Genomic DNA, 16,107 nt, shown 5'->3' on the forward strand with positions numbered 1-16,107 from the left:
AGGTCACAAGGTGAGCAACGAAGGCGTATTCGACCCACGGCAACAAGAAGCACAATCACAGGGGCTCGATCTGTCAGCAGTTCGCACCCCTGCGCGGAACGCTGGCGCAGGAGCGCAGGCAGGAGCGCCAGCAGGTGCTCAGCAACAAGCTCAGCCTGCTCAGGACCCCAACACGGTGAACGTGCCGGCGCTGGTGTTCGACGTTGACGAGCAGTCATTTGAAGCTGTTGTCCAGCTGTCAACCCAGGTGCCTGTGGTGATCGACTTGTGGGCTGAATGGTGTGGGCCGTGCAAGCAGTTGTCGCCGGTGATCGAAAAGGTGACCAGGGATTACGACGGTCGGGTCGTTCTGGCTAAGATCGACGTCGACAAGAACCCACGCATTCAGCAGGCGTTTGGTGTTCAGTCCATTCCCACGGTTGTAGCACTGGTCAAGGGCCAGCCCGTTCCACTGTTCCAGGGTGCGACCCCCGAACCACAGGTCAAGCAGCTGTTTGACCAGCTACTCGCGGCAGCTGCTCAGGCCGGTGTCAACAAGCGAGCCGTCACTGGCGAAGCTACCCAGCAGCCCGCTGGCCCCAAGCACCCAGAAGCCATCGAGGCGCTTGAGGCAGGTGACCTGGAACGCGCAGCGCAGGTGTACCAGGACGCACTTAACGAAACACCTGGCGATGAAGAAGCAAAGAGCGGTCTAGCACGCGTTGAACTGCTGCGCCGTACACGTGGAAAAGACCTTGCCCAAGTCCGCGCCCGCGCAGCTGCCGACCCCAGTGACGTCGATGCCGCCCTTGAGTGCGCGGACCTCGACATCAGTGGAGGTCACGTCGAAGACGCGTTCGCACGCCTAATTGCTACCTTGACTAAGGTTGCAGGAGACGACAAGGAGCGTGTCCGCAAACGCATTCTTGAACTGTTCGAAGCTGTTGGCCCATCTGACCCGCGCGTGACCCAAGCGCGCGGCAAACTCATGCGCGCGTTGTTCTAATGGTTCGTCTGGTTCTATCTGGTCTGAGCGCTCTGGTTGGAGTGCTCAGTCTCATCTTGGTTATTTCGGCCCTGTCCGTTGTGGGGTTTGATGATGTCACGCAGACCAAACCCCACAAGGTCTCTGACGGCACGTACGCGGTTGTGTTTGACCAGCAGAACATTCCGTTTACCAAGACGACTGCCACAATCAGCGCCACGTCTGATGAGCCCATCATGCTGGGTGTGGCTAATGGGGTCGATTCCTCTAGCTACCTCACGGGTGTCAAGCACGAAGAAATCACCGAAGTGAAATTCCCCCGAGACATCACCACGCGTTCTGTAGCAGGGGAAGGCCAGCCGGCCAAGAATGCTCAGAGCCGCGACTGGTGGATCGACTCCACGGAAGGCACCCACGTGTCACGGTCCTTTGATGTGGACGGCGAACCTCAAACGGTCGTCATTGCTCCTACCGGAGATAACCCTAACCTCGACGGCACCACCGTAAACATCTCGGTAGAAATGAAGGGTGTCTTGGCGTTCTGCTTGCTGGGAATCGCACTGGCTATTATCACGTTTGCCGTGGCTTTCGCGCTCTTCATGTGGTGGAAGAATGAGCAACCTCGCGTGAAGAAAAAGACGAACGTAGCTCGTGATGCGAAGGGTGCCGAGGTGTCCGCAGGTTCCCGGATTGCACAAAGAGTTCGCGCGGCCTCCAAGAACCGTACTGCCCGAGGTGTGAGTGCCCTTGTCGTTGTGACGGCAGTGTCCCTCAGTGGTTGTGGGTTGCCGGTTGCTCAGCCTCAGCAACCTGAGATTGAGAAGTACACGCGTCCCGGTATCCGCCAGGGTGAAGCGTCTAAGTTCCTCAAAGACTATTCGGACCAGTTAGACGAGGCACTCAAAGGCGATCACAAGAAACTCGACCAGATTCAAACCGGACCACTTCTACAACGGACACGTGCAGAAGTCGCGATTGCCGACAAAACCGAAAATAAACTCTCGTCTCCGCGGTTCTCATCTGTTCTGGCCGCCAGCCCCAACTTTGACAAGTACCCCATGTGGTTCATCGCTTTTGGTGCTGTGGATAAAAAGGACGCCGGTTCGCAAGCACTTCTCGTGACCAGGGAGTCAGCGACAGAAGAATGGACTGTCACGCAAGCGCTTTTCGTTCCCGATGACCAGGTTCCCGGTTTCGAAGTTGACGAAGGCGGATCCGCTCAACTCGCCCCAGGTGGGTTCACTAAGAAACTTTCTGACACCTTGGACGCGGTTGCCAAATACTTAAGCGACGGCAAGAAGGAACACCTGGACGGCGCCAAGATCACAACCGAAGGTGATGCGTTTTCAGACTTCCGCAAGTACGTGGATAGCTACTCAAAGGGCGACAACAAGTTCGACAAGGTGAAAACCGAATGCAAGCCCTACGAGGACGTGAACCTCGCCAAGCACGCGCTCAAGACCACCGACGGGGCCGTGGGCTTTGGGGAGATTCGGTGTTCGCTCACCCTTGAAGTGCCGGCCGAATACGCGGTCACGCTTCCCAAAGCGGTTGAAGCGGTCAAGACCACGGAAGAAAAGGGTAACCGGATCACAATCGAGACCTCGGTGCCCATCATGGTGCGCGACGGCAAAGACACAAAAGCGGTGAGTACTGGGTGGTTCCTGCTGGAATCACGCACCGAAAAGAACTAGGCGTGTGCTGACCGCCCTGACTGCCCTTTTACGCCTGGGTGGAGCGGGCTCGTTTGCCTACGCGGAGCAACCAGAATAACCCCACAAACGGCAACACCAACGGCACGAACCCGTAGCCGATCCCAAACGTGGACCACACGGTGGCCGCCGGGAACAGTTCAGGGTCTAGAACAGTAAGCAAGCCCACGGACACAACTCCCACGAGCTCAACGGATACTGCGGCTACGGCAATGTGGTGCGTCACCTTGTTGCCAATGACCAGGCACACGGTGGCCACCACGTACACGACAGCCGCAAATAAACTGAGCGAGTAAGCAAGAGGCGCGTGCTCGAAGTCTCGGTAAAACTGGTAACCGGCCCGCGCGGTGGCAGACAACGCGAAAATCCCGTAGACCGCGGTGAGCACTCGGCCCGGGCCAGAGTGCATGGCCGAATACGGGCTCCGATCCGCTGGAGCATTGCCACCCTCAGCGTCGGCGCCACCACCCATGCGGTTCTTTCTTATTGCCAAATCTGATCCATCCTAAAAACCATGATGAAAGCGGTAAACGACGAAACGACTAAGACAAGCGGCCCCCATTTGGACAGTTCGGCAAACGCCCAGTAGCCGGAAGCAAGAACAACGGCAATCGCGGTGAGGGCGTAACCAAAGAACAAGATCGGGTCGGTGCCAGACTGGGTGGACCACATGGCGATCCCAATGATGAACTGCACAATCAGTAACAGCAACAACCCCGCGGTGGTCAACACCAGTGGGGGAGAGGCATGACGGTTACGCAGCGCGGTCACAATCGACCACACGAAGATCACCGCGCATACGGCATACTGGAGAACTGTATAGATGAAGAGCACCGAACTATTTTAGAGCACCTAGACTGGAAGTCTCATGCGCATCTATTTGGATTACGCGGCCACCTGCCCTATTCAACCGCAGGTTTTGGACGCATACGTTGAAGAACTTCGTCAGGTCGGCAACCCGTCGGCCCTCCACGCTTCTGGCCAGTCGGCCCGCATGCGCCTCGAGGCTGCGCGCGAAGAACTCGCGCAGTGCGTGGGTGCCCAGTCAGCGGAAGTAGTGTTCACCTCGGGCGGTACGGAGGCCGACAACCTGGCTCTGAAAGGCCTGTTCTGGCAGGCCAATAAAGCGCACCTCACCACCGGCGCCCCACACGAACGGCCCGTGGTCATGGTGTCGGCGATTGAACATTCGGCCATTTTAGAAACCGCAGAATGGCTCGAAACACAAGGCGCCACCATCATCACCCTGCCGGTCGATGAGCAGGGCGTGGTGCGGGTAGACGTGGCCCGTGAACTGCTCGAAATCCACGGCCCGCGCACCGCGGTGGTGTCGGTGATGTGGGCGAACAACGAAATTGGCGTGTTGCAGCCGGTCTCTGAAATCACCCAACTCGCCCACGCCCACGGCGCGCTCATGCACACCGACGCCGTGCAAGCACTGGGCAACGTTGACCTGAACTTCAGCGAAGCGGGCGTAGACGCGATGACCGTGACGGCGCACAAGCTGGGCGGCCCCGTGGGCATTGGTGCGCTGATCCTCAAACGTGGCGTCAACGCTGTGCCCGTGCTTCACGGGGGCGGGCAGGAACGGTCCGTGCGCTCCGGAACTCTGGACGTCCCCGGTGCTGTTGCGTTCGCCACGGCTGCTCGCCTGGCGACGGGTAACCGTGACGAAAACGTGCGTGTCGCCCGCCTGCGTGACCGTCTGATCGCGGGTATTGAGGAACGAATCCCGGAAGCGCAGCTGACCGGCCCCCGAGGTGACGGCCGCCTCCCCGGCAACGCCCACTTTGTGTTCCCCGGCTGCGAGGGTGACACGTTGCTGTTTGGCTTGGACATGGCGGGATTCGACACGGCTACAGGTTCGGCGTGTTCGGCGGGAGTAAATCGGCCCAGTCACGTGTTGTTAGCTTTGGGGCGTAGCGAGGACAATGCGCGTTCGTCCCAGCGGTTCACCCTGGGACCGGGTACCACTGAGGAACATATTGACGCGCTGTTGGACGTATTGCCCGAGGTCGTTGAAAACGCCCGCAAGGCGGGCATGGTGTCTGCGACACCGGCCTGGATGAGTACACATACAGAAGGGACTGAAACTTCGTGAAGATTTTGGCTGCCATGTCAGGTGGGGTTGACTCCGCCGTGGCTGCTGCCCGTGCGGTCGACGCCGGCCACGAGGTGGTGGGCGTACACCTGGCGCTGTCCAGAATGCCTGGCACCATGCGCACAGGTTCCCGAGGCTGTTGCACGATTGAGGACTCCCGTGACGCTCACCGTGTCGCGGGAATGTTGGGCATCCCGTTTTATGTGTGGGATTTCTCTGAACGGTTCAAAGAAGACATTGTCGATGACTTCATCGCGGAGTACTCGCAGGGCCGAACCCCTAACCCCTGCATGCGTTGCAATGAACGCATTAAGTTCGCGGCTTTGCTCGACCGCGCGTTGGCCTTGGGCTTCGACGCCGTTGCAACGGGTCACTATGCGGAAATCGTGTACGACCAGGACGGTCACCCGGAGTTGCATCGTGGCGTGGACATGAACAAGGACCAGAGCTACGTGTTGGGTGTGCTTACGGAAGAACAGCTGCGCCACTGCTATTTCCCTATTGGCGCATCTGCATCTAAAGCGGATGTGCGCGCGGAAGCTTCTGAGCGCGGGTTCCCCGTGGCCAACAAGCCAGACTCGTATGACATTTGTTTCATCCCAGACGGGGACACAAAAGCGTGGTTGGCTGACAAGATCCCTATGCGCCCAGGCCTTATCAAAGATCAAGAAGGCAACGCACTGGGTGAGCATGACGGGGCTATGACGTTCACCATTGGCCAGCGCAAAGGACTTGCGCTGGAACGTCCAGCGGCTGATGGCAAGCCCCGCTACGTGGTCGACATTGACGCTAAGAACAACACCGTCACCGTGGGTGGACGCGAAGCCTTGTCGGTTGATCGGCTCGAAGGTATCCGCGCCACGTGGTGTGGCCAGCCAGCGCAGAACATGGGCGACTCAGAAGACACCGCACTGGACTGCGAAGTGCAGATTCGCGCCCACGCCGAACCCGTTCCCGCCCGCGTGTGGCTCGGCGACGTAGTCACCCAGGCGCCGGAGTCCGAATACAACGTACCCACACCTCGGCCGGCAGGACAGACCCTCCACGTTGCGGTGAAGGAACCGCTTTCTGGCGTGGCACCCGGGCAGACCATGGTGATCTACGAAGGCACCCGCGTTCTGGGACAGGCCACGATCGACCGGGCAAACCGGGTGGCATAATCGCGTGCCTCATGACACCGAACTCTTAGCGACCGGTTGGGGCGCGTGGCCGGGCGAAGACCCGCGACAGGGCGCCTCGGCAGCGTTCAGCGAACTCGCTGCCGGCTACCCGCCAGTTCCGTACCCAAGCACCCCCGCTGTAGGCGGGACACGGTGGGCGTGTGACCTCATGGGCTTCGCCGTGACCCTGTGCGATGGCCTGCCGGTAGACCTCACCTCATACGGGTGGCGACTAGCCAAAGGCGCCGGCCGAGACGAATCCCGGGCTCGCTCTCGCCGGGCTCGAGCCGTCGAAGCGGCCGAAGAATACGGTGCCGGTTTTGACGGCCGCATGATGCTCACGGTGCCTGGCCCGTGGACGCTAGTGCGGAACCTGTCCACACCGGACGGGAACCGGGTGCTGGGCGATTCGGGTGCTCGCCGCGATGTCATCCAGTCCTATGCTTTTGGCCTGGCCGACTACATGAGCGCACTGGAACGCGCGCTGGGCCAAACCCCACGCATCATGGTTGTTGAACGCGCACTGGATCCGATCCTAACCGGCACCGTACCCACGGTTTCCGGCTACCGATCATTACCCGCATTGCCTGACCAGTTCGTCACCGCCGCGCTTGGTTCGTTCCTCAAGCGCGCAGGCGACGACCCGCTCCTTGCGCTCCCGGCGCTGAGCAGCGTGGCGATCGCCGGGAAGCGGATACCACACCTCCAGTTGGCGCGTGAAGCGGGGGCAAGCGGTGTTGTGGTTCCGCTGCCGGGCGCGGACCCACGCCGGTGGGAAAATCTCGCCGAGGCGGCAGATACCGGAGCCGAAGTGTGGCTCAGTCTGCCCGGTTCGGCTGGGGAGCAGCCTGACCGGGTGAAGCGGTGGGTGGCCACGATTCGTGAACCGTGGCTTCGAACCGGAATGAGTAGCGTGTCCTTGGCTAAGCTTGGGATTGTGGCCGGTTACGGGTTCCCCACAGACATTCCGCCGCTCCTCCCGCAGGAGGCGACGGATACGAACGGGCGAGGTGGATATGCGCTCGCTGCCCGGTTGAGTGAGGCACTCAAGGAGATCGAATGACACAGACAGACATTTCGCGTGTGCTTTCCGCAGACCCATCTGAGCTTGAACCGGCTGAACGCCAAAAGCTAGCCGTGGAACTTGCCGCTCAGATTGAAGAGCACCGCGAAGCTTATTACGTTCACGACGCCCCCAAGATCTCCGATAAAGAGTTCGACGAGCTGGTTCACACACTTGAGGAGTTAGAGAGCGCTTACCCTGAGCTCGCCAGGGACGATTCACCCACCCAAAAAGTGGGTGGCTATGCGGACACAGAAGCGTTCGCGCCCGTGCAACACGTGGCACGCATGTACTCCCTGGAAGACGTCTTCAGCGTTGAAGAACTCGACCAGTGGTTTGAGCGCGTCGCAAAGTCCGTTCCGGCTGGTACACCGTTCCTAGGCGAAGTGAAGATCGACGGCTTGGCGTGCAATCTGCTCTACGAAAACGGCCAGTTGGTGCGTGCAGCAACCCGAGGCGACGGATACACCGGTGAAGACATCACCGCGAACGTGCGCACCATTGAGGACATTCCAACCACGCTCAACGCCACGAACCCACCAGCGCGCGTAGAAATTCGCGGTGAAGTGTTCTTCCCCAGCGACAAGTTCGCCGACCTCAACGCGAGCCTTGTCGAACAGGGCAAACCACCGTTCGCCAACCCCCGTAACGCTGCGGCTGGGTCTCTGCGCCAAAAGGACCCCAACGTCACCGCTCAACGGCCACTGCACATGCTGGTCCACGGGATTGCCGCGTGGCAGTCGGGTGATGCGGGTGCGCAGGAACCCACACAGCAGTCCCAGGTGTATGACCTGCTGCGTGACTGGGGTATGCCCATCAGCCCGTACTACCGGGTCTGCACCACCCAAGATGATGTCCACGCCTACATCACCGAATTCGGTGAACGCCGCCACGAACTCTTGCACGAAATTGACGGGATCGTGGTCAAGGTCGACAACATCGCCCTGCAGGAAGAGCTGGGTTACACATCACGGGCACCCCGCTGGGCGTGCGCGTACAAGTACCCGCCGGAAGAGGTCACCACCAAACTGCTCGACATTCGGGTTCAGGTGGGCCGCACCGGCCGCGTCACGCCTTTTGCCGTCATGGAGCCTGTTCTGGTTGCTGGCTCCACGGTTTCGCGCGCCACTTTGCACAACGCTCATGAGGTCAAGCGCAAAGGTGTGTTGATCGGTGACGACGTGGTGATTCGGAAAGCCGGTGACGTCATTCCCGAGGTGTTAGGCCCGGTGACTGCCAACCGCGACGGATCTGAACGCGCCTTCGTCATGCCCACGCACTGCCCGGACTGCGGGGCAGAACTGTACGAGCAAAAAGAAGGCGACAAGGACCTCCGGTGCCCAAACTCAGAAACGTGTCCCGCACAGGTAGCTAACCGCTTGGCATATCTCGCCTCACGTGCAGCCCTGGACATTGAGCTGCTGGGTGAAGAAGCCTCACTCGCACTCACCCAGCCCCTGGGAGAACCCCCGTTGAAGTCCGAAGCCGGCCTTTTCGACCTCACTGTGGACGACCTCGGCGAGGTTGAAATTGAGCGCGAAGTGAAAAAGAACGGTGTGCCCACCGGCGAAATTGAGCGCGTTAAGTACTTCTTCACCAAGGAAGAACTGTACGCGTCCGGTGAGAAAAAGGGCCAGGTGAAGAAGCCGTCACAGCCGCGGGCCAACACCCTGGCGATGCTTGACGAAATTGAGAAGGCTAAAGGCCAACCGTTGTGGAGGGTGCTGGTTGCGCTGTCCATTAGGCACGTGGGGCCTACCGCGGCACGAGACATTGCGGCGTACTTTCGTTCTATGGACGCGGTACGCAACGCAACTGTTGAGGACCTTCTGGAAGTTGAAGGTGTGGGTGAGACGATCGCGCAGAGTGTGGTCGATTGGTTCGCAGAAGAGTGGCACGCGCACATTGTCGACTCGTGGGCCAAAGCCGGGGTGCGCATGGCAGATGAGCCGGTAGAAGAATCTACACAGCCGCAAACGCTTGAAGGGCTCACGATCGTTGCGACCGGTTCGCTCGAAAACTTCACGCGTGACGGCATTAAAGAAGCGATCGTGGGTGCGGGTGGAAAAGCGTCGAGTTCCGTGTCCAAGAAGACCGCCTATGTTGTTGCAGGTGAAAACGCCGGGTCCAAACTCACCAAGGCACAAGACTTGGGGGTGCCCGTGCTCAACGAAGAACAGTTCCAGCAGTTGTTGGCCACCGGTGAGGCGCCTGCGTAGATCATCACTTCGCCATTTGGGCGAAGAAATCCTTTGCAATCGGAACGGCTGACGTGGCGTTGCTATCTTCAACGAACAACGAAATCGCAAGATCGCCGTCATAGCCGGTGAACCACTGGCTCGCGGTGTCGTCCGTAAACGCCTCGCGCATGGTGTTCCGCACGTCCTTTACAGCCTGCGAGTCCAGGGGAGTGGCCGATTCGTTCGGGGCGTCCTCGGTGACCAGAACGGGTGAAACCGTGTGTCCGGCAGCGATAGAGGCGGCTACAGTGGCCATATTTAGCGGGCTGGCCAGCACCTCACCCTGACCGCGTGACGCTTCCTGTCGCGCTTCGGGCGAGTCGATGAGAGGAACCTGCCCTTTGGCCGCGTCCAAACCATTTAATGAGGACGTAAATCCCAACGCCTTGGCTGAGTCAGCAAGCGTGTGCGAATCGAGCACGCCGTCCTTTGCCAGGGCGTACTCCGTCACACATGTGAACGTGGCCCCCGGTGCATACTGGCCATAGAGCGCACGGTTTGGTACAGCGCCGGCGGGGTCATGGTTGGCTACCGCGAGCACGTGCCCGTCGCTGGGTCGGATCGCAACGAGCGAAGCGGGTGAGTCAGATGAGCTCAGCACGTCCTGCGCTACGTTTTGCGTGCGCACATCGAGTGTGGTGGTCACGTCCGAACCGGGTTCGCTCTGAATGGTGGTGAGTTCATGGGGAGGATCGAACTCCCCAGCGTCGGCAGGAATCCGTTCAACTGCAAACCCGCGGGTGCCACTGAGCTTCGAGTTGTACGCCCTTTGAATACCTGACTTCCCCACGGTATCGCCTTCACGCGTTCCGGTTAGTTTCTCAATGTCTTCTGCTGTCGCCGGGCCCACGGTTCCCAAGGTTTCTGTGGCAAAGTTTGCTTCGACCGTGATCGGTTGGCGTCCTTTCCTAAACACAACGCCAGGAATGGGCCGGAGAGTCTTTTCTAAACGGTTGTAGTCTTCCTGCCTGAGAGCCGAGACGTGCAGATACTGATCCTCAGGCGCGGATTCGACACGCTTTTCGAGTGCCTTCAACTCAAGGTCCAGAATCGACCGGAGCTCAGACACAAGTTTCTTAACGTCGGTGACCCGCCTTGGCTCAATCCCCACATTGACAACACGGGACTCCTGCATGAGCGCAATCCCGCCCGCACCTCGGATGGCACCGCGTGCAGCGACAAGTGACCGCACGCGCACCCGATCACCCAGGTTTAGACCGGGTGCAACCAGGGAATCTTCCGCAACGGGCTTCCACTTCAGTCCCACACGCTTCACCGTGATGCGCGTGCGGTATTTCCACGGCGTGATCGGTTGGGCAAAATCCCACGTCCACAACAGTTGTGCGTGTGCCACATCGCCATCGCGGCGTGTGGAGTCAAACTGAATGCGCGGTGTTACGCCCAGGCCTTCGACCAAGCCCGCGGACTCGAGCGAATCACCCGGTGAGCGGTTCGCCCATTCGTGTGTGACCGTGCCCGACATGAGGTCCTCGATCGCATTGTTGACCGCGGCGCGGGGCGTGTTGACAAACAGGGGGACCACAAGTGCCAAAGCAACTCCCACACACAGTCCAAGCGCTAAGGCGATACGAAACTGCCGTCGGTTCATCGTGTGCTCATGTGTTCTGGTCCCGGTACATGGGCACTATCCTAGTTGAGGCGCACACTGCGCTAGACCTGTGAAGAACCGACCGGCGACAAGGGTAGAAGCAACCACATGACCCACCAACGCTTTGCGCGACTCAAACTCATCCTGGGCGATGAAGGCCTGGAAAAACTCGCAGGTGCCACCGTGATGGTGACGGGACTCGGGGGAGTGGGGTCCAGCTGCGCGGAGGCCCTAGCGCGAGGCGGAGTTGGGACCCTCATTCTTATTGACCGCGATGTCATTGAGGAAAGCAACATCAACCGGCAAGCCCTGGCATTCGTGTCCACGGTAGGGAAAGTCAAAGCTCAGGTCATGGAAGCGATGGTCGCTGACATCAACCCGGACTGCACCACCTACGCCCGCAACGTGTCCCTCAACCGGGAAAACCTGAGTGAGGTTTTCGCTGAGCTGCCTCGCCCGGATTATGTCATCGACTGTATTGACGACGTCACCGGGAAGATCGAAATCGCGCAGTGGTGCGCAGAAAACCGTATCCACTTGGTGTCCTCAATGGGTGGCGGAAACAAACTGGACCCGTCGTACCTGAAGTTCGCAAAAGTTAACAAGACCCAGTACTGCCCGCTGGCAAAAGTGATCCGCCAAGTGTGCATTCGTCGCCGGATCCGCGGGCTGGAAGTTCTGTACTCGTCAGAAGTGCCCGTCCACATTGAGGACAAAGGCAGCGGCACCAAGGCTGAAACCGTGGGCACCATGAGTTACTTCCCGCCCATCATGGGGCAAATGTTGGCAGGGAAAGTGATCCGCCGGCTGGTTGGCCTCGAAGAAACCCCGCTCGCCCCGCGCATCGGCGGACCGGCAGATGCCAGCCAACCGCCAACGGAGTCATGACCACCCTGCTCGACACCCACTACCACTACGACTTCCTCCCGCCCCAAGCACGGACCGTGTTCCTGAATGAAATTGCCGAGGCGGGCGTGGAGGTCGTGGCGCAGACGCTCACCCCGTCTGGCTTTCTCGCGCTTGAGTCGGAAGAGAAACGCAGGGTCGAAGCCAGTAGTTCCGGTAGCCCCAGTAGCCCGCGGTTGTCCGTGGGTTTTCACCCGTGGAATATCGGGCGGGACTACCAACGCGAACTGGACATTTTTGCCCATGCGCTCACGCGGACCCGGTTTGTGGGGGAAGTGGGGTTGGATTATTTTCCGCGTCGCCTTCAGCAGGTGCCGGCTGAAACCCAGGCCGAGGTGTTCCGCAGTATTCTGGACATCCTCAGCTCCCAACGGACGGACGGCCCGTACGTCTTATCGATCCACGCTGTCCGCAGCGCGAGCCAGGTGTGTGACGCGCTGGAGGCGACGGACACCTCGGGCATGGTGCCCATCTTCCACCGCTTTGGCGGCTCCAGCGACGAACTCACCCGCCTCATTAAGCAAGGCTGCTACATTTCCGTCAATCCGGCGATGCTCGCCACTAAACGCGGACGCACCTACGTCACACAAGTGCCATTAGACAGACTGCTGTTAGAAACCGACTTGCCGGAGAGCAACGAACGCGGCGACCTCGGGAAGACCCACGCACGCGAACTCATCGAAACGCTGAACGCGACGGTGAACAGGCTCGCCACCCTGCGCCACCAGGACCCGGACGAACTCGCCGCCAGCATCATGCGCACTGCTCAACAGCTGTACGGCGCATGCCCCGCGGGCAGTTAGTACTACACTGAGCAACGAAGTTGATGCACACAGACGAAGGGGTGACGATGTCGGAGAAATCCGCAATCACACTCGAACAGGTTGAACACCTGGGCAACCTGGCACGAATCGCAATGAGCCAGGAAGAACTCGAACAAGTTTCCAGTGATTTGGGACAGATCCTTTCAAGCGTGGCAAAGGTGTCGGAAGTGGCAACAGACGACATTCCAGCCACCAGTCACCCCATTCCTCTCACCAACGTCATGCGCCCTGACACCGTGGCCGACCAGCTCACAGCAGAGCAGGCTCTGTCCGGTGCGCCGGCGGACGAAGACAACAAGTTCCTGGTTCCGCAGATCTTGGGGGAGGACTAAACAATGACTGACCTGACCCGCAAGACCGCGACGGAACTGGCACAGGGCCTGCGCGCAGGCGACTTCACCTCCACCGAGGTCACGCGCGCGCACCTGGACCGCATCGAATCGGTTGAACCCACCATCAACGCGTTCATCACCACAACAGCTGACGCGGCTTTGGCGACAGCCGCTGACGTTGACCGCAAGCGTGCGGCAGGGGAGACCCTGCACCCGTTCGCCGGTGTGCCTGTTGCGCTCAAAGACCTGGTGGTGACCCAAGGGATCCGCACCACCGCCGCATCCAAGATGCTGGAAAACTGGGTGCCACCCTATGACGCCACCGTGTACCAGAAGGTGCAGGAAGCTGGGCTTCCGCTGCTGGGTAAGACCAACCTCGACGAATTCGCCATGGGTGCCACAACGGAACACTCGGCATTTGGCAACACCACGAACCCGTGGGACACCACACGCACACCGGGCGGGTCCTCGGGAGGTGCGGCCGCCTCGGTCGCGGCATTTGAAGCCCCGCTGTCGGTAGGAACCGACACGGGTGGGTCTATCCGTCAGCCGGCAGCGTTCAACGGCCTGGTGGGAGTCAAGCCCACGTACGGTTCGGTTTCCCGGTACGGGATTATCGCCATGGCCAGCTCGCTTGACCAGGTGGGCCCGTTGGCTCGCACGGTCGAAGACGCTGCTGCCTTGCACCAGATCCTGGCTGGGCACGACCGCCACGACTCCACATCGCTCACCGACGAAGTCCCCGACTTCACCGCAGCCGCTCACGCGGGCGCACAAGAAGGGCTCAAGGGCAAGAAGCTGGGTGTTATCCGCCAGCTTCAGGGCGAAGGTTGGGACGCCGGTGTGATCGCGCGGTTCAACGAAGCGCTCGAACTGGCGCAGAAGGCCGGGGCGGAAATCGTTGAGGTGGACATTCCGTCCATCGGGTACGCGGTTGAGGCGTACTACCTCATCATGCCGTCCGAGGTGTCATCGAACTTGGCGCGTTATGACGGTATGCGTTATGGGTTGCGGGTTGAACCGTCGGAAGGTCCGGTCACCGCTGAAACCGTGATGGCAGCCACGCGTGCAGCCGGGTTCGGTAAGGAAGTGAAGCGTCGTATTCTCTTGGGAACCTACGCGCTGTCCGCCGGGTACTACGACGCGTACTATGGTTCGGCGCAGAAGGTGCGCACGCTGGTGCAGCGCGACTTCGCGGCCGCGTTCGACAAGGTCGACGTGCTCGTTTCGCCCACCGCGCCCACCACAGCGTTGCCGTTTGGAACCGAAAACGACGCCGACCCCATGGCCCTCTACATGGGTGACATCTCCACAATCCCAGCAAACCTCGCCGGAATCCCGGGCATGAGCCTGCCTTCGGGTCTGTCTGACGGCCTACCTACCGGGCTGCAACTGCTTGCACCTGCCCGTGAAGACGCTCGCCTGTACACAGTCGGAGGGGCGTTCGAAGCGGAACTCAACGGACACCTCGGCGGCCCTATCCTGGACCAGATTCCTCAGCTCTAAGGACACGAATTGAAGTACGAAGACGCAATTAAGAAGTACGACCCAGTTCTTGGAATCGAAGTCCACGTGGAACTGGGAACCGTGACAAAAATGTTTGACGCTGCCCCCAACACGTTTGGTGGCGGGCCCAACGAGAACACCACGCCGGTGTCGCTCGGTTTGCCGGGTGCGTTGCCGGTGGTGAACGAGACGGGTGTGGAGTACGCGATTAAGATCGGGCTGGCGCTGGGGTGCCAGATCGCTGAAACGTGCCGGTTTGCGCGCAAGAACTACTTCTACCCTGACCTGGCGAAGAACTTCCAGACCTCGCAATATGACGAGCCGATCGCATTTGACGGCGCGTTGGAAGTCGAGCTGGAAGACGGTCAGCTGGTGACGGTTGACATTGAGCGCGCGCACATGGAAGAAGATGCGGGGAAGAACACGCACGTGGGTGGGTCTTCAGGGCGCATCCAGGGTGCGGACTACTCGCTCGTGGACTACAACCGTGCTGGGGTTCCCCTGGTTGAGATCGTGACCCGGCCCATTACGGGTACGGGGGAGCGGGCGCCCGAGGTTGCAGCCGCGTATGTGCGCACGTTGCGGGACATCTTCAAGGCGTTGGGTGTTTCGGAAGCGCGCATGGAGCAAGGAAATGTGCGTGCCGACATCAACGTGTCGTTGCGTGAAAACCCGAACGCGCCGTTGGGCACCCGGACCGAGACGAAGAACGTGAATTCGTTCAGGTCGATTGAGCGGGCCGTGAAGTTTGAGATCGCACGCCAAGCCACCATCTTGGAGGCAGGGGAGAAAGTGCTGCAGGAGACTCGGCACTTCCACGAAGACACGGGTGAAACGTCGTCTGGTCGTGTGAAATCTGACGCTGACGACTACCGTTACTTCCCTGAACCTGATTTGGTGCCTGTCTCACCTGCCCGTGAGTGGGTTGAGCAGTTGCGTGAAGAGTTGCCGGAGCTGCCGGCTGCTAAGCGCCGCCGCCTCATTGGTGAGTGGGGATTCAGCGACCTGGAGATGCGTGACGTTGTCAACGCTGGTCTGCTTGAAGCGATTGAAGACACGGTGGCGGCAGGCGCTAAGCCCGGGGACGCCCGTAAGTGGTGGATGGGTGAGATTGCGCGCCAGGCGAAGGCTTCCGAGTCCGATGCTACGGAACTGGTGACGCCGGAACAGGTGGCAGAGCTTGCCGATCTGGTGAAGCAGGGCAAGCTCAATGACAAGCTGGCGCGCAAAGTGCTGGAAGGCGTGATTGCCGGTGAAGGTAACCCAGCTGCTGTGATGGAAGCGCGCGGACTGGAGATCGTGGAAGACGATGGAGCGTTGGAAGCTGCCGTTGATCAGGCGATCGCTGACAACCCTGATGTGGTTGAGAAGATCAAGGGTGGCAAGATGCAGGCGATTGGTGCGCTCATGGGGCCCATCATGAAGGCCACACGTGGCCAAGCCGATGCAGGTAAAGCACGCGAGATGATCATGTCTAAGATTCAATGACGAACGTTATGCCCCGCCCCAGTGGCGGGGCATTTTTCGTTGTGAAAACGGTGAGTGCGGCGAGTGAAAACCGTCACCAGATAGGTTCGCGGGGCCCGTGTTTGCGGTGTTCTTTGTGCAGTGTGTTACCGGGGGGGGTATAGAGGCCTAGCCGAATGTGTGAAACAATTGTGGCGCTTAATGAAGTGTGTGCATTGCATGA

At 60.0% G+C, this 16,107-nt stretch carries 14 protein-coding genes; 11 read left to right on the top strand and 3 right to left on the bottom strand.

Annotated features, from left to right (window positions below):
* Window positions 1–10 precede the first annotated feature (10 nt).
* Complete coding sequence (gene trxA, locus JOE56_RS08200) at window positions 11–985, top strand: thioredoxin (RefSeq protein ID WP_204515592.1); 975 nt, start codon at window positions 11–13, stop codon at window positions 983–985.
* Window positions 985–2,658 carry a DUF8094 domain-containing protein gene (locus JOE56_RS08205; RefSeq protein ID WP_204515593.1) on the top strand — a complete coding sequence of 558 codons (1,674 nt, stop codon included), beginning with the start codon at window positions 985–987 and terminating at the stop codon, window positions 2,656–2,658. Before trxA ends, JOE56_RS08205 begins: the two co-directional genes overlap by 1 nt.
* Window positions 2,659–2,686: 28 nt before the next feature.
* On the opposite strand, the gene JOE56_RS08210 is transcribed toward JOE56_RS08205, so the two are convergent.
* Together JOE56_RS08210 and JOE56_RS08215 are read right to left on the bottom strand one after the other, a co-directional pair.
* Window positions 2,687–3,148, bottom strand: coding sequence for a hypothetical protein (locus tag JOE56_RS08210; protein ID WP_204516113.1), 462 nt, complete (start codon window positions 3,146–3,148; stop codon window positions 2,687–2,689).
* An 11-nt stretch (window positions 3,149–3,159) separates the two neighbouring features.
* Window positions 3,160–3,510, bottom strand: a complete 351-nt coding sequence (locus JOE56_RS08215; RefSeq protein WP_102238623.1) for a hypothetical protein — start codon at window positions 3,508–3,510, stop codon at window positions 3,160–3,162.
* A 34-nt stretch (window positions 3,511–3,544) separates the two neighbouring features.
* On the opposite strand from JOE56_RS08215, the gene JOE56_RS08220 reads away from it, so the two are divergent.
* From JOE56_RS08220 to ligA, 4 genes are read left to right on the top strand one after another with little or no spacing between them, the layout of a single operon-like run.
* Window positions 3,545–4,777 (top strand): cysteine desulfurase family protein, encoded by a 1,233-nt coding sequence (locus JOE56_RS08220; RefSeq protein ID WP_204515594.1) that lies wholly within the window; start codon window positions 3,545–3,547, stop codon window positions 4,775–4,777.
* Window positions 4,774–5,937, top strand: a complete 1,164-nt coding sequence (mnmA, locus tag JOE56_RS08225; protein ID WP_204515595.1) for a tRNA 2-thiouridine(34) synthase MnmA — start codon at window positions 4,774–4,776, stop codon at window positions 5,935–5,937. The genes JOE56_RS08220 and mnmA overlap by 4 nt, the downstream gene beginning before the upstream one ends.
* Window positions 5,938–5,941: 4 nt before the next feature.
* Window positions 5,942–7,000 carry a hypothetical protein gene (locus JOE56_RS08230; protein ID WP_204515596.1) on the top strand — a complete coding sequence of 353 codons (1,059 nt, stop codon included), beginning with the start codon at window positions 5,942–5,944 and terminating at the stop codon, window positions 6,998–7,000.
* Window positions 6,997–9,219 (top strand): NAD-dependent DNA ligase LigA, encoded by a 2,223-nt coding sequence (ligA, locus tag JOE56_RS08235; RefSeq protein WP_204515597.1) that lies wholly within the window; start codon window positions 6,997–6,999, stop codon window positions 9,217–9,219. Before JOE56_RS08230 ends, ligA begins: the two co-directional genes overlap by 4 nt.
* 4 nt (window positions 9,220–9,223) lie before the next feature.
* Here ligA and JOE56_RS08240 read toward each other — a convergent pair whose 3' ends face one another.
* Window positions 9,224–10,849 (bottom strand): penicillin-binding transpeptidase domain-containing protein, encoded by a 1,626-nt coding sequence (locus JOE56_RS08240; RefSeq protein ID WP_204515598.1) that lies wholly within the window; start codon window positions 10,847–10,849, stop codon window positions 9,224–9,226.
* 108 nt (window positions 10,850–10,957) lie between these two features.
* Between JOE56_RS08240 and JOE56_RS08245 the strand changes: the two genes are divergently transcribed.
* Genes JOE56_RS08245 through gatB form a run of 5 tightly spaced genes read left to right on the top strand, consistent with a single transcriptional unit; the run spans window position 10,958 to window position 15,905 of the window.
* Entirely contained in the window at window positions 10,958–11,737 is a 780-nt protein-coding gene (locus JOE56_RS08245) for a tRNA threonylcarbamoyladenosine dehydratase (RefSeq protein WP_204515599.1), read from the top strand.
* The gene (locus tag JOE56_RS08250) at window positions 11,734–12,558 is read left to right on the top strand and encodes a TatD family hydrolase (RefSeq protein ID WP_204515600.1); all 825 of its coding nucleotides are present in this window, start codon (window positions 11,734–11,736) and stop codon (window positions 12,556–12,558) included. Before JOE56_RS08245 ends, JOE56_RS08250 begins: the two co-directional genes overlap by 4 nt.
* A gap of 47 nt (window positions 12,559–12,605) precedes the next feature.
* On the top strand, window positions 12,606–12,911 hold the full coding sequence (gene gatC, locus JOE56_RS08255) for an Asp-tRNA(Asn)/Glu-tRNA(Gln) amidotransferase subunit GatC (protein ID WP_204515601.1): 306 nt from the start codon (window positions 12,606–12,608) through the stop codon (window positions 12,909–12,911).
* 3 nt (window positions 12,912–12,914) lie between these two features.
* Window positions 12,915–14,417, top strand: a complete 1,503-nt coding sequence (gatA, locus tag JOE56_RS08260) for an Asp-tRNA(Asn)/Glu-tRNA(Gln) amidotransferase subunit GatA (protein WP_204515602.1) — start codon at window positions 12,915–12,917, stop codon at window positions 14,415–14,417.
* Window positions 14,418–14,426: 9 nt separating this feature from the next.
* Window positions 14,427–15,905 (top strand): Asp-tRNA(Asn)/Glu-tRNA(Gln) amidotransferase subunit GatB, encoded by a 1,479-nt coding sequence (gene gatB, locus JOE56_RS08265; RefSeq protein WP_204515603.1) that lies wholly within the window; start codon window positions 14,427–14,429, stop codon window positions 15,903–15,905.
* The last annotated feature ends 202 nt before the right edge of the window (window positions 15,906–16,107 follow it).

Origin of the sequence: Brevibacterium paucivorans (assembly GCF_016907735.1) — a bacterium.
In the GTDB taxonomy this organism is placed as follows: Bacteria; Actinomycetota; Actinomycetes; order Actinomycetales; family Brevibacteriaceae; genus Brevibacterium; species Brevibacterium paucivorans.